At 37.5% G+C, this 13,943-nt stretch carries 11 protein-coding genes; 7 read left to right on the forward strand and 4 right to left on the reverse strand.

Annotation, left to right across the window (positions count from 1 at the left end; translation table 11 throughout):
• The first annotated feature begins 1 nt into the window (after window position 1).
• From ACTJKN_RS06530 to ACTJKN_RS06545, 4 genes are read left to right on the forward strand one after another with little or no spacing between them, the layout of a single operon-like run.
• Window positions 2–556 (forward strand): TerD family protein, encoded by a 555-nt coding sequence (locus ACTJKN_RS06530; protein ID WP_131531209.1) that lies wholly within the window; start codon window positions 2–4, stop codon window positions 554–556.
• A gap of 4 nt (window positions 557–560) precedes the next feature.
• The gene (locus ACTJKN_RS06535) at window positions 561–1,175 is read left to right on the forward strand and encodes a TerD family protein (protein WP_132402897.1); all 615 of its coding nucleotides are present in this window, start codon (window positions 561–563) and stop codon (window positions 1,173–1,175) included.
• A gap of 27 nt (window positions 1,176–1,202) precedes the next feature.
• Window positions 1,203–2,300: a toxic anion resistance protein gene (locus tag ACTJKN_RS06540; RefSeq protein WP_440823543.1), complete on the forward strand. Its 1,098-nt coding sequence runs from the start codon at window positions 1,203–1,205 to the stop codon at window positions 2,298–2,300.
• 7 nt (window positions 2,301–2,307) lie between these two features.
• Window positions 2,308–3,270: a hypothetical protein gene (locus tag ACTJKN_RS06545; RefSeq protein WP_440823544.1), complete on the forward strand. Its 963-nt coding sequence runs from the start codon at window positions 2,308–2,310 to the stop codon at window positions 3,268–3,270.
• Between the two features lie 201 nt (window positions 3,271–3,471).
• On the opposite strand, the gene ACTJKN_RS06550 is transcribed toward ACTJKN_RS06545, so the two are convergent.
• Complete coding sequence (locus ACTJKN_RS06550; RefSeq protein ID WP_440823545.1) at window positions 3,472–4,335, reverse strand: dienelactone hydrolase family protein; 864 nt, start codon at window positions 4,333–4,335, stop codon at window positions 3,472–3,474.
• A gap of 62 nt (window positions 4,336–4,397) precedes the next feature.
• A complete protein-coding gene (locus ACTJKN_RS06555; protein ID WP_440823546.1) occupies window positions 4,398–5,402 on the reverse strand; it encodes a phosphotransferase enzyme family protein in 1,005 nt (334 codons plus the stop codon).
• A 109-nt stretch (window positions 5,403–5,511) separates the two neighbouring features.
• Between ACTJKN_RS06555 and ACTJKN_RS06560 the strand changes: the two genes are divergently transcribed.
• Window positions 5,512–6,105: a 2OG-Fe(II) oxygenase gene (locus ACTJKN_RS06560; RefSeq protein WP_440823547.1), complete on the forward strand. Its 594-nt coding sequence runs from the start codon at window positions 5,512–5,514 to the stop codon at window positions 6,103–6,105.
• An 8-nt stretch (window positions 6,106–6,113) separates the two neighbouring features.
• Here the strand turns inward: ACTJKN_RS06560 and ACTJKN_RS06565 are convergent, their stop codons facing one another.
• Entirely contained in the window at window positions 6,114–6,836 is a 723-nt protein-coding gene (locus tag ACTJKN_RS06565) for a LytR/AlgR family response regulator transcription factor (protein ID WP_440823548.1), read from the reverse strand.
• Complete coding sequence (locus ACTJKN_RS06570) at window positions 6,833–8,329, reverse strand: sensor histidine kinase (protein WP_440823549.1); 1,497 nt, start codon at window positions 8,327–8,329, stop codon at window positions 6,833–6,835. The genes ACTJKN_RS06565 and ACTJKN_RS06570 overlap by 4 nt, the downstream gene beginning before the upstream one ends.
• Window positions 8,330–9,260: 931 nt before the next feature.
• Between ACTJKN_RS06570 and ACTJKN_RS06575 the strand changes: the two genes are divergently transcribed.
• On the forward strand, window positions 9,261–10,160 hold the full coding sequence (locus ACTJKN_RS06575) for an ABC transporter ATP-binding protein (RefSeq protein WP_440823550.1): 900 nt from the start codon (window positions 9,261–9,263) through the stop codon (window positions 10,158–10,160).
• Window positions 10,157–13,702: a M1 family aminopeptidase gene (locus tag ACTJKN_RS06580; RefSeq protein WP_440823551.1), complete on the forward strand. Its 3,546-nt coding sequence runs from the start codon at window positions 10,157–10,159 to the stop codon at window positions 13,700–13,702. The genes ACTJKN_RS06575 and ACTJKN_RS06580 overlap by 4 nt, the downstream gene beginning before the upstream one ends.
• Window positions 13,703–13,943 lie beyond the last annotated feature (241 nt).

Below are 13,943 nucleotides of genomic sequence, written 5' to 3' on the forward strand. Positions count from 1 at the left end.
TATGGCTATTAATTTGCAAAAGGGGCAAAGAGAAAATATCGATGCTCCTAAATTTACAATAGGTTTAGGTTGGGATACCAACAGCTCTTCAACAGGTTCTGCATTCGATTTAGATGCTTCAATTTTTTTACTAAACGATCAGAAAAAACTAATTTCAGACGAAAACTTTGTGTTCTACAATAATTTGGTTTCTCCAGATGGTTCAGTTGAACATACAGGTGATAACTTAACCGGTGATGGCGATGGCGATGATGAGCAGATCAAAATTGATTTAACCAAAGCTGATGCTAAAGTTAACGAGATCTGTATAGTGGTAACCATCCACGATGCTGACAACAGAAGACAAAATTTTGGTCAGGTTAGAAACTCTTTCATCCGTATTTTTGATGCCGTAACAAATGAGGTGATCTTAAAATACGAATTAGAAGAAGATTTCTCTATAGAAACAGCAGTAGAATTTGGAAGAATTTACAAACGCGAAGGCAAGTGGAAATTTGAAGCCGTTGGCGTAGGTATGAAAGGTGGTTTACAGGATTATATAAACAAATATCAATAATATTATGGCAATCAATCTTCAAAAAGGACAGCGTATCAGTCTGGAAAAAAGTAATGGCAGCAAACTTCAGAATGTTTGTGTAGGTATTAACTGGGGTGCCATTGAAAAGAAGGGCCTTTTCGGTTTCGGATCTTCAAAAGAAGCGGTAGATTTAGATGGGAGCTGTGCATTATACAACGAAAACAAACAACTTTTAGAGGTAGTTTATTTTGGCAACCTAAAATCTAAAAATGGCTCTGTAAAACATAGCGGCGATGATTTAACCGGCGATATGGGTGGCGATGATGGCTTAGATAATGAGGTAATCACGCTTGATTTCTCTCAGTTGGATGCCAATGTAAACTATGTTGCCTTTGTATTGAATAGTTTTAGAGGTCATGATTTTGGTACGATTCCTTTCGCTTCTATCCGTATTTATGAAGGTACAACGAAACGTGTTAACGAGGTTTTTGCTAAATTCGATATTGCTAACGGAGCCAACTTTGCTGGTCACGTATCGATGGTAATGGGCGTTTTTTACAAGAAAAACGGCGAATGGAAATTTAATGCCATTGGAGAACCAACCAAAGATAAAAAACTCGAAGATACCGTTAAAACTGTAACGCAAAACTATTTATAAGCCATAAGGCTGGTAATTAATCAAACTATGGAAACCAACCCAAACGTTACCCAAGCCCTTACTCCGGTTAAACTGGATAAAGATGGCAATGTGGATCTCGAGAAAATAACCTCAGAGGAAACGCTTAAATACAATGAGATTGGAAAATCGTTAGAACCATCAGATGTAAATTCTATCCTGAATTACGGAAGCGATGCCCAAAACTCAATGGAAAAATACAGTAACGAGTTTTTATCGTCTGTACGGACCTATAACAGTGGCGAAGTTGGCGGTTTAATTAACGAACTGCTTACCGAACTGAATTATATCGATGTTTCTGAATTGGAGCAAAGTGCATTTAAGAACTTTATTTCTAAAATCCCGTTTTTAAAAAGCCTGGTTGTCGATGTGAAAAAACTTTTCCAGAAGTATGATGTCGTGGTGAATAATATTGATAAAATCACCAATAAAATTAAAGCTGGAAGATTAAATTCGATTAAAGACAACAGTTCGCTGCAAACCATGTTCGATAGCAATGTTGGTTACATCCACCAAATGGAAGAACTGATTATTGCCGGACAGATGAAATACAACGAGCTGAACATCAAACTTGCTGAGATGGAAGGCCGGCCTGCTGATTACCAGGATTATGAAATTGCCGATTTAAGGGATTTCATAAGCCGTTTGGATAAAAGACTGGCAGATATGAAAATTGTTCGTTTCATCATGTTGCAATCTTTAGCGCAAATTCGTGTAGTGCAGAATAATAATACTTCAATTGCAGAAAAAGCACAGTCGATTGTATCTACAACCATTCCGGTGTGGAAAAACCAATTGACTATTGCTGTTGCTTTACAAAGGCAAAAGGCCAATGTAGAGATGCAGAAGAAAATTTCGGATACCACGAATACCATTTTGCAGAAAAATGCAGAGATGCTGAAACAAAACAGTATCGATGTAGCCAAAGAGAATGAAAAAACAGTAGTATCTTTGGAAACCTTGAAACGAACCACTTCATCGTTAATTGAAACGCTTAATGAGGTTAAACAGATCCATGAAGCGGGTGCACAGAGCAGAAGGGTGTTGGATGGCGAACTTAAAACTTTGGAAACAGAGTTAAAAAAGAACGTTACGAGGGTGAGTTAATTAAAATATGGATGAATACCGTTTAAATATTATCAAAAAATCAAGCGCAGAGATCAACCGTTTACAGTTGCTCTCTGTGTTTTTTGATGATGAGGTGATTTATAAAATTTATTTAAGAAGCCAGGTTATTCATCAACTTTTTGCCAACAACGAAGAATTAGAGATTGAAAAATTAGATCTTTTCCATCTTCAGTTTACCGATAGTGTGATCGAACTGCTAAAAAAGATTAAAAAGAGCAATGAGAAAAACGTATCACTCATTTACGATGAAATTGACCTGAATGAAGAGCTGATCGACCGCATGGCAGGTGCGCTTATTGATCAGAAAAGTTTTCAGCAGGATAAACAGAAACAATCGTTAAAAGTAAACCTGTCGCTGCGGAAACTATTCAGTGTGCTTTCTGAGCTCAGTTCCGATTTTCCCTTTTCTAAAAATATCAATGTTTTTAGTTCCAGATACGCCAACGATTTTTATTTCGACCTCACCACCGATCAATTTACTAAACTGATTGATTTTCAAAGTAAACAGGTGTATACCAATGTTTATGCAACCATCGAGAAAAAATTAATGGGCAAGTTGTGTAAGTATGATTTTCGGACCGAATTTTACATTGGTTTAAAATCAGGCGAACTGGTAATTGAAGTTTATAAATTTTTAGATATAGACAGTTATTATCTGTTTTTTCCAAGCAGAAACCTGTTTTTGTTTTGTGATTTAACCATTTTGAAAGATTTGGATATGTCTAATAATCTTTCAGAACGGGAACGGATTGTACAGGAACTGCAATATAAAAACGATAAGTTAAAAAGTAACGCAGCGGTTTTAAAAACGGCAATTCCGAATGAGGTTGTTAATTTGTTAGAAGATAGTTACGGTAAAATATCTGACATCAATTTCTTGAACCACCTCAATAATTTCGATGTACAATCGAATATTCTGAAGACCATGTTGAAGACGGATTTGTTTTAGGTTGGTTTTTTACCACCTAAGACATCTGACGCAGCTAAGAAGTATCGTGCCGATTAATCATCACTGTCGCAAGAAATCGTCATTGCGAGGAGGAACGACGAAGCAATCTTACAACGCTGGATAATTGAACTGTCGCATTAAGATTGCTTCGTCGGCTGAAAAAGCCTTCTCGCAATGACGATCTTATGATAGAAATTATTACTACCGCGTCAATACCGCCAATTTCTGTTTAAACAAATCAATTGTTCTGCTCCAGGCCAGTTTTGCGGCCGCTTCATTATATCTGGTAGGTGAGGTATTGTTGTTAAAGGCATGGTTTACGCCATCGTAGATGTAAATTTTGTAATCAATTTTATTGTCTTTTAATGCCTGCTCATAAGCAGGGATCCCGGCATTAATGCGTTCATCCAGGCCGCCATAATGTAACATTAAACTCGCTTTAATTTTAGGAACATCGGCCACATTGGCCTGTGAACCGTAATAAGCAACAGCTGCCTGTAATTTAGGATCATTAACGGCTAATTTATTGGCCATTGCACCGCCCCAGCAAAAGCCAACACAGCCTACTTTACCATTGCCGTCTTTTCTGTTGCGTAAATAGTCCAATCCTTTTAAATAATTCTGTAAGTTCTTTTCAGGATCTAATTTACCGATCAACTCGCGTCCCTTATCTTCATCCGTCGGGGTTCCACCAAGCGGCGAAAGGGCATCAACACCAAGGGCCAGGAAACCTTCGGCGGCAACACGTTTGGTTACATCAATAATATGTGGATTTAAACCCCTGTTTTCATGAATAACCAGTACGCAGCCTAAGTTCTTTTTCCCTTTTGGCTTGGCCAGTACAGCTTTCATATCACCGTCAACACCAGCGTAGGTAATATTTTCAACTTCGATATCATCACTGTTAAAATCTGCTGCAGCGGCATAATTATTCTCTAGCATAGGCAGAATAGTCATAGCCAATGCTGTGCTGCCCGCCAGGACAGCCAGTTTTCTCATAAAATCTTTTCTGCTTACCTGACTATGGGTATATTCATCGTACAGGTTGATTATTTTCTGATCCATCTTATTGATTTTGAATTACCTTACAAGATAAAAAAGGATGGCGAGATTTGAGGTAGCATTGCCTAAAAGTTACAATACATTTCTTCCCATTTTTTAATCAGCGTTACACGGTGTTTCGTATATCGGGGGGTTAAGAAGGCATTCGACCAATCATCGTAATTATCATAAAAGAATTTCAGGAAGAAAATATGAAAGGTGATTCCGAGATATGGAATGGCTTTTAATTCATCTTCAGTTAACGGCCTAACTTTCTGGTAAGCGTTTAAAAAGATATTAAAATCTTCTGCTGCCTGTTCCTTTGAAATTAAATTATTAAGTTGATGAAAGAAATAATGGTTAAGAAACGACATTAAGTCGTTAATCAGGTAACCCTCACCTGCAAAATCGAAATCAAAAAAGGTAATTTTTCCCGCTTCATCAAAATGAAAATTCTTTGGAAAAAAATCATAATGGCAATAGCCGTAGCTAAATTTTGAAGTATCAAACCTTTCGAACTTTTTAACCACTTTATCGGCAATGTTGGTCAGGTATTCAAATTCCTCGGGCATTTCTATAAAATGAGGTTTTAAATCGCGCAAAGGCTCAAATAAAGTCGTTTCAAAGTTGAATACCGGTCTTGCATTATTCAGCTTTATTGTAGAAGTACTTTGGTGCAAGGTGGCAATGTCTTGGCCCAATTGAACAAGATGCGCATTTTCCAGGTCCAAAATCACTTTCCCTTCAGCAAAAGAAAACATTACGCCATTTCTTAAACCTTCTATGGCATTAAACTGTTGAATTTGTTTCCCATTTACATCGGTTATGGGGTAAGATACTGAGTTCCCGTTTGCTTTTAAAATATTGAGCAATTCTATTTCAGCTTCAATTTCATTGCGTTTGCGGTGTGCATCGCGGTAGATTTTGAAGATATATTTTCGGCTTTCATTTTCGAGAATATAGGTATCACTTACATTTCTGATGAGTAACCGGCATGTTGTAGATGGATCTAACTGATATGCATCAATTAAATAATCTTTTAAAGCAGTAGCAGATAAAGTGGAGTATTGAGCGGGGAAAATATTTTGCATAAATAGCGCTTTGGGGTTTCAAATATAAATTTTAGAAATGACATCTTAGCCATTAAATAAGACTACCTTACATCCCTTAGGCACGTTGTTTTAAGATTAAACAGATCTGTTGGAAAAAATATTTGACTGCCTTATCGATAGTTTTATCGTAGATAAAGTGGGCATAGCTGAAAACTTTTTAAGTGTTCCTTTAGCGGCCCATCTTAAAGATAACCTGATCGGGTTATTTGAAAATAAAAAACTTTTAAATGCTGGCGTGGGTAACGATACTGTTATTAATCAGGATAAATTGATTAGAAGCGACGTGATTTACTGGTTAGACAGAAATCATAATAACCAACACGAAAATGATTTCTTCGATCTGATGGACAAATTTGTGGTTTATTTAAACCGTACCTGTTATACGGGTATCACCGGATACGAATTTCATTATACACTTTACGAATCGGGCACCTTCTACAAAAAACATATCGATCAGTTCCAGAGCAATGGAAGCCGGCAATATTCGATGATTATGTATCTGAACAGCGATTGGAAAGTAGAAGACGGGGGAGAGCTACGTATTTATCATGCTGATGAGGAACAGGATATTTCGCCCGATAACGGTAAAAGTGTTTTCTTTAAAAGTTCAGACCTGGCACATGAAGTATTGCTCACACATAAACAAAGGATGAGTATTACAGGCTGGTTAAAGATCGGTTAAATTTAATCTTAAATATCGAGCAAACGTTTGATCACCCCTTTATAATTTTTACCGATAGGAAGTTCCTGACCATTTTTGAGCATTATTGTATTGCCCGCTAAATAATCGACGTATTTTTTGTTGAGCATAAAAGATTTATGAATTCTGATAAAATAATCGGCTGGTAACTGATCTTCAAAACTGGTCAATGTTCTGGGTGTCAGTATAAAATTACCGTTTTTCCAAACCTTTACATAGTTACCCAGGCTTTCTAAATATTGTATTTCTTCGGTTTTTACAAGGATGTGTCTTTTGTCTGCTTTAATTGAGATTTGCTCATCGCTTTTGGTCTCTGCTTTTTCGATTTCAATAGGACCATCAGTTTGTTTTTTAAGGTTGTACAGTTCCAGCGCCCGGTTAATGGCTTTTAAAAAACGATCGAATCGGAAGGGTTTTAAAAGGTAATCGCAAACGGCCAGATCAAAACCCTCTAAAGCGTATTCTTCGTATGCCGAAGTTATAATTATAAGCGGCTTATGCTGTAAGGTTCTCAAAAAATCCAGGCCGTTCAGTTTAGGCATCCGAATATCCAGGAAAATTAAATCTACTTGCTGTTTATTCAAAAAATCTAATGCCGCTGTAGGGCGGTAACAATTGCCAACAATGTTAATAAAGGGAATATCTTTTGCATACTCAGTTATTACGCCGTGTGCAAGAGGTTCATCATCTACTATTAAGCAACGTAAGCTCATGTTAACTGGAGTTTGAGTTCTGCCTTAAAGATATTGGCAATGGCGGTAATTTCCAATTTATAACGGCCAGGATAAAGCAATTCGAGTCTTTTTCTCAAATTATCAATCCCAATTCCTTTAATTTCGTTTACTTCATCAGGATCGAAGGAGTTCTCGCAACTGAAAACGAGAGTTTTATCATTGCTGATTAATGATAGTTTCAAACTGGCAGTATCATCTGCAGGTTCTATTCCATGTTTAAATGCATTTTCGATAAGCACAATGAGCAAGAGGGGCGCAATATCTACCTGATCATTTTGAACTTGTTTATCAAATTCAAAATTTAAGGTTTTTTGCAAACGGATTTGTTGCAATTGAATGTAACCCTCAATATAATCTAACTCCTGAAAAAGTTTAACTGTTTTTTCCTGCCCTTTGTAAATTGTATAACGCATCAGTTCTGATAATTGCAAAATACTTTCTGGTGTTTTGTCTGATTTTTGCAAGCTCAATGCATAAAGGTTGTTAAGCGTATTAAAGAAAAAATGTGGATTAAGCTGTTGTTTTAATAAATCGAGTTCAGTTTGCGATTTTTCCTTTTCCAAAGAGAGAATCCTATTGTTCTGTTTCCCCCATTGCAGCGCTAAAACTACAGGTAAACTAATCAGCATAATAGCAAAGGCGCCAAACGCATTTTCCAATTCGAAAGGGTTCATTACGAATATACTCCTGCCAAAAACCGTGTTAATGGGTAGCGAAATTAACAATTGGGCCAATAAGGGATAAAGAACAGCAATGGTGGCTGAAAGTGTTAAAAGGTAAATGAACAAGCCCTTTTCTTTAAGGATTTTAGATACGAGTAAACGGCTATTGATAAGGAAAAGCAGGTATCCGCATAAATACATCACCAGGAATTGTGAAAAGAAGCCTAAAAATGTCCCAAAATTGAACAACAACAGTTTGATATCAAATTCGAAACCAACCAAACGGAAGCCTTTCCTTTGGTAAATCGGGTTGTCTAAACTCGAAACGGCCATTACGGAGATGGTTGCAGCAAGTAATATGATGGTAATGAGCACGGCATTCTCCAGACCAATTTTTTTGATCCATTTAATGTGCTGCACCTTTTTCTGGTAATATTGATTAGCAATCAACATGATTTCGAGGGCGACAGCCGCCAAAGCTGTTGAAATAAAAACAGCATCATCAAGCTTCGCAATTTGCAGGTAAAATGCAATGTCAGTAAAAAGTGGAAGCAGGATGAAGAAGCATGTGCACCAGTGAGCAACATATCGATTTCGACTGAGGACGTTTTTTAGTCTGGTTTTAAGAAAAGAAAAAATAAGTACAGGGAGCAAACAGAAACCCAAAGCCAAAATACAGCTGGCATAGGTACGCCAAATATTGGTGGTTACACTGTAAGTGTTAAATATGGCTATCCACAACAAAAGGCCAACAAATATGAAAAAATCCTGGTATTTATAGTTGTAGTTGAAATTTTTTGTATTGAGCATTTTGTTAAATAGGATAATATTATTTAAAAAGATGTCATCCTGAGCGGAGTAGAAGGACAATCTTTTTGATTGATCTAATTATATGGGCTTCGACTCCCCTCAGCCTGACAATATCAGTATGACTAATCTTTTAAGGATCTTTAAAGTTATGAAAGTTTGAAGTTCGGGTAAAATTTAGATGATGAAAGGCATGTTTTCGATGATGAAAGGAATTTATGGTTTCGCTTCGTAAGGACACTAACTGAGGAAGTATGCAAATAAAATGAGGTAACGGGTATTCCATGGTGTGTGTCTCCAGAGACCATTTATAGTTTCGTTTTGTGGAACGCTTAAAAAGATGTCATCCAGAGGGATAATTTATTGTATAAAAACAATATGAATGACGCATATCCTTTTTTGCCCAGCGGCTCATTCTTGCCTCGGCTCACCGCCGCCGAAAGGCTCTTTCTTTTTGGCATCAAAAAGAAACAAAAAATGCCGGCTGAAAATTTTTCTTTAGAGGTCAGTGGTGTGGCTGGGTCAGCAGAAACCGAAAAATTTGTTAGGCCGGATTTAAGTGGAACGGGGATACGGTGCTGTGGCCTAGTTGGGTGGAAATGTATAGTGCCGCAAATATATTATTAGTAAGCAATTGCAAAATAACGCCGATGGTAGCGGAGTCGAAGGATAAGCTTTTTTGATTAATATAATTGTAAGGGGCTTCGACTCCGCTCAGCCTGACAATATCAACGTGACTAATCGTTTAACGATCTTTAAAGTTATGAAAGTTTGAAGTCTGCGTAAAATTTAGATGATGAAAGGCATGTTTTCCATGATGAAAGGAATTTTAATCCCATTTTATGTTTTCATCATCATTTTAAATGCCTTGGTCACTTAAATTATTTGCTGTGGTTTTGCCTGTCTAATTTGCGTCCATCTTATACTAATTAATATGGTACGGCTTAAAATACAGCAACTTACAAAATCTTATCAGAATGGGGTAAAGGCCCTTGATGAGGTTACATTAAATATCGCTAACGGTATGTTTGGCTTATTGGGGCCAAATGGTGCGGGTAAATCGTCACTTATGCGCACCCTTGCAACCTTACAGCTGCCAGACGCTGGTCAGGTTTATTTTGATGGAAATGATGTGCTGCAAAATCCTCAGGAAATGCGGAATAAACTGGGTTATTTGCCGCAGGATTTTGGTGTTTATCCTAAAATTTCAGCGCTTGATCTGTTAAACCACCTGGCCGTGTTAAAAGGCCTGCAAAATAAAAACGAAAGAAAAGAACAGGTGACTTCGCTTCTTCAACAAACCAATTTATTTGAAGTAAGAAAAAGGTCTGTCAGCACTTTTTCTGGTGGTATGCGACAGCGTTTCGGCATTGCGCAAGCCTTATTGGGCAACCCGCAGTTAATTATTGTTGATGAGCCCACCGCAGGTCTTGACCCGCAGGAACGAAACCGTTTTCATGATTTATTGAGCGAAATCGGTGCAGCCCGTGTGGTCATTCTGTCTACCCATATTGTAGAAGATGTAAATGACCTTTGTTCTGAAATGGCTGTGATGGCCAATGGCAAGTTGATTTTACAAGGTAAACCTTCAGAACTGATTCAAAAGTTAGATGGGAAAATCTGGCGAAGGGTAATCGATAAGGTAGATCTGGCTCAATATTCATCCATTTTCAATGTAATTTCTACAAAAATTATTTCGGGTAAGTTTCACATTTTTGTGCTGGCTGATGAATGTCCTGCAGATGTTTTCGAAGCTGTTTATCCTGGTTTGGAAGAGGTATATTTTTCTTCATTATTCGGCTCTGCCAATCAAAATCTAGAGGCCAGGTTATGATTATAGATTTACTAAAATTTGAACTGAAATACCATTTCGGGCAAATATCATTCAAAGTAGCCGCCCTTTTGTTTTTTATGCTGGGATATTTCTGTGTGGTACAGGGTGGATTCGGCTCTGAAGACGTGCATAAAAATTCGCCATATGTCATCACCAACATCATCGCACTGCTTTCGCTTTTCTCTATCTTTTCGGGCACATTATTTAGTGCCAATGTGGTGCTGAGGGACAGTATGTATAAAATGGAAGCAGTTGTTTTTACTACTTCGATCAAAAAACTCCCTTATTTTGTTATCAGGTTTTTGGGGCTCATCATTTCGGTTTTTAGTTTACTGGTGTTGGTGGCCTTGGGTATTTATGTAGGCACTTTCTTTATCGATGCCGATCGGTTAGGTGTGTTCTGTATCACTTATTTTTTACAGCCACTTTTGGTTTTTGCCCTTCCAAATGTACTGTTCTCTGCATGTATTTTATTCTGTACTGCCGTAATAACCAAAAATGTAAGGGCAATTTATGTGATAGGCGTGTTGATTTACATTTTGTATATGCTCGCTTCGATATTTGGCAATTCACCTTTGTTGGCCACCTCGACAATGAAAGCAAGTAGTGCCGATATTTTACCTTTACTTTTAGATCCCTTTGCTTTAGCCTCGTTTTTTGGCGAAACCAGAACATGGACCGATCTACAGCGCAATCAACAATTGTTCCCGTTAGCGGGCGCATTCTTACTCAACAGGTTACTGTGGCTGGTTTTTACAGCCTTTCTAGTGCTGGTTACCTACCGTTTATTCAATTTTCGTTTGCAGCAGCCACGACAGATAAAAATTAAGACAATTAAAGTAGAGGAGAATAAGTTAATCCCTTACCGTGCTATAGTGGTGTTGTCAAATGGTTTTCGTTATCATCTGAACACGTTATTCGCACAGTTTAAACTAGAAATGATATTCCTGTTTAAAAATATCCCTATTATGGTCATGCTCTTATTGTGGGTTTTTATATTTGGGGTAGAGTTAAAAGACCAGCTGTTCAGTGGTGTTTATGGTATTCACAGTTATCCGGCAACAGGCATCATCATCGAAGAAATACGTTCAATGAAATTCGGTCTGGTCCTGATTATTTTTTACGCTGCAGAAACCATTAGCAGAGAAAAAGCAGTAAATATTCATTCGTTAATTTACAGTACACCTGTTCAGAATTCAGCATTATGGATGGCAAAAGCCATGAGTCTTTTTGTACTGGTTTTCATCCTTGTCACTTTAAATATTGGGATCGGCATTGTTCTGCAGCTTACACATGGTTATTTCCAGATCGAATTGCCCTTGTATTTATCGTTGTACTATTACAGCGCATTCCCTTTGTTGCTTTTTGTGGTACTTATAATTTTTATCCAGAATTTAAGTGTAAACAAGTATCTCGGTATGTTACTGAGCATGATCGTGGTTTTCGTGGTTTCGTATGCCGAAAGGTTTGGCTTAGCACACTATCTTTTCCGCTTTGCAACAGTACCTGGTTTATTACATTCGTATTTTAACGGTTTTGGATATTATGCGGGCGCATTTAAATGGTATATGCTGTATTGGTCGGCCTTTGTAATTGTTGTCGCAATATTAACCATTGGACTGTGGCAGCGTTCGGTTGATATTAAAACTAAAGCAAGATTCGCATCAGTGGGTTTGGCATTTAAGCAACATAAATGGATTACTGCTTTAGCACTGGTAGCCTTGTTTTCTTGTGGGGCATTTATTTATCATCAAACGAATATCGTCGGTAAATATAAAAATAAGCAGGAGCGGTTAGATTGGAGCTTGGCTTACGAGCAGAAATATAAGGCGCTGGCAGACCTGCCCCAGCCAGTAGTTAAAGCTGTTAAAACGAATGTAGATTTATATCCTAACGAAGGAAAATATACCATTAAGGGCAATTACCGTTTAAAAAATGAATCAAAATTACCTATTGCCAAAATCTGGACTTACGTCAGCCCTGCTGTAAATTCATTTTCTATAAGCATTAGGGGAAGTGAAAAAAGCGAAAGAGATGAAACATTTAATCAGCAGTTTATTACTTTAAAAGTACCACTGCAGCCTAACGAAGAAGTCATAATGGATTTTTCTATTGAAGTAATCCGGTCTGGATTTATTCCTTTTAATAGCGAAAACTCGATTGTAAAAAATGGATCTTATATTGAATTGGAGAAAATTGTACCTCAATTTGGTTATTGCTATAACTTTGAGAGCGAAGATAAACGGGCCCGGAAAAAAGCAGGTTTAGCTGAGATAGCCAGCAAGCCCAATTTTAACAATATTTACGAACTGATCGATTTAGAAACCACAATTTCTACAGCTATTGATCAGCAGGTGATTACCGTTGGTGAATTGCAAAAAAACTGGATGGCCAATAACCGAAGGTATTTTAAATACAAAACTTCGATCCCCATAAATTTTATGTTTGCCTTGAGCAGTGCGAGGTATGCGGTAAAAAAGGAAAAGTACAAAGGAGTAGATCTTAGGCTGTATTATCAGCCTGGACAAGAATATAACCTGAAAAGTATGTTTAAGGCGCTTAGAGATGCCTTGGATTATGGGAATCTGAATTTTGCTAAATATCCAATAAAACAATTAACCATTGCCGAGATTCCTCAATATAAAGGTGCTGCAACAGCTTATCCTGGAGTAGTTTTTAGTGCAGAGAACATAAATTTTCTTGGAAATTATAGTCAGAAAGGTACTATTGACCAAAGTTATGCCATAACCGCGCATGAAACTGCACACCAGTGGTGGGCAAATATATTGGCTCCTGCAGATGGTGCAGGTTATGCCATGCTCACCGAATCGTTGGCTAAATACACCGAAAATGTGCTGATTGAAAAGGCCTTTGGCAAAATGTACTTAAGAAAATATTTGGCTTACGATAATAACCTCTACTTTTTAAACCGGAATAACAACGAAAAGGAGCTACCCTTGACCAAAACTTTAGATCAGCCTTATGTGCATTACCAAAAAGGAGGATTAACCATGTATGCGGTGAAAGAACTAATGGGAGAGCAGAAATTCAATACGATATTGCGTCAGTTTATTGCCGATCACGAAAGTCCGAAACCAAAAGCTACAGCAAGGGATTTGGTTAATGCGATGTTAAAGGAAGCTTTGCCTGAGCAGAAGAAATTTATAAATGATTCTTTTAACCAGGTAGTTACTTACGATATAGGCATAAAAGTGCTCAATTGTAATCTTTTGAAAAATGGAAAATATAAGGTTGATCTGGAGGTAAATGCAGAAAGGTTAAGTGGCGGCAGTAAGCAATTGCCAGATCTGGAAATAGACTTGGCCTGTTTTGATGAATTGGAAACAGATTGGGAAGCTGATACTAAACCTGTATACGCTCAGAAGATTCAAATAAACCAGCATAAAACTAAACTTTCAATCATTGTTGGGCATAAACCAAAAACGGTAGCTATTGATCCTTACGGATATGTGTTGGATGTTGATAAGAGTGATCATGTGGCTGTGGTGAATAAAAAGAGCTATTTAGATAAGAGATTTTAATTCAAAGGTGCGTCCTGCTGAACTTGTTTCAGCATCTATTTTTGAAAATCGTTATTGATAAGACCCTGAAACGAGTTCAGGGTGACGACCCTCTCCGTAGATTCCAGGTTTCATTCGACTCTGCTCGAAATGATGAAACTACTGGAGATAACACATTATTTAGTGTGGGTCAATAAAAAAGCGCCGTTTCCTCATTTGAGGATTGGCGCTTCACTTGTTAAACGACTAGGTTTAATATGAT

Source organism: Pedobacter sp. 22163 (genome assembly GCF_052045595.1).
Classification (GTDB): Bacteria; Bacteroidota; Bacteroidia; order Sphingobacteriales; family Sphingobacteriaceae; genus Pedobacter.

Coding starts and splice junctions, on each gene's coding strand:
- ACTJKN_RS06530 (WP_131531209.1), top strand. CDS start 2: ATGGCTATTAATTTGCAAAAGGGGCAAAGAGAAAATATCGATGCTCCT.
- ACTJKN_RS06575 (WP_440823550.1), top strand. CDS start 9,261: ATGGTACGGCTTAAAATACAGCAACTTACAAAATCTTATCAGAATGGG.
- ACTJKN_RS06535 (WP_132402897.1), top strand. CDS start 561: ATGGCAATCAATCTTCAAAAAGGACAGCGTATCAGTCTGGAAAAAAGT.
- ACTJKN_RS06550 (WP_440823545.1), bottom strand. CDS start 4,335: ATGGATCAGAAAATAATCAACCTGTACGATGAATATACCCATAGTCAG.
- ACTJKN_RS06555 (WP_440823546.1), bottom strand. CDS start 5,402: ATGCAAAATATTTTCCCCGCTCAATACTCCACTTTATCTGCTACTGCT.
- ACTJKN_RS06570 (WP_440823549.1), bottom strand. CDS start 8,329: ATGCTCAATACAAAAAATTTCAACTACAACTATAAATACCAGGATTTT.
- ACTJKN_RS06540 (WP_440823543.1), top strand. CDS start 1,203: ATGGAAACCAACCCAAACGTTACCCAAGCCCTTACTCCGGTTAAACTG.
- ACTJKN_RS06580 (WP_440823551.1), top strand. CDS start 10,157: ATGATTATAGATTTACTAAAATTTGAACTGAAATACCATTTCGGGCAA.
- ACTJKN_RS06545 (WP_440823544.1), top strand. CDS start 2,308: ATGGATGAATACCGTTTAAATATTATCAAAAAATCAAGCGCAGAGATC.
- ACTJKN_RS06565 (WP_440823548.1), bottom strand. CDS start 6,836: ATGAGCTTACGTTGCTTAATAGTAGATGATGAACCTCTTGCACACGGC.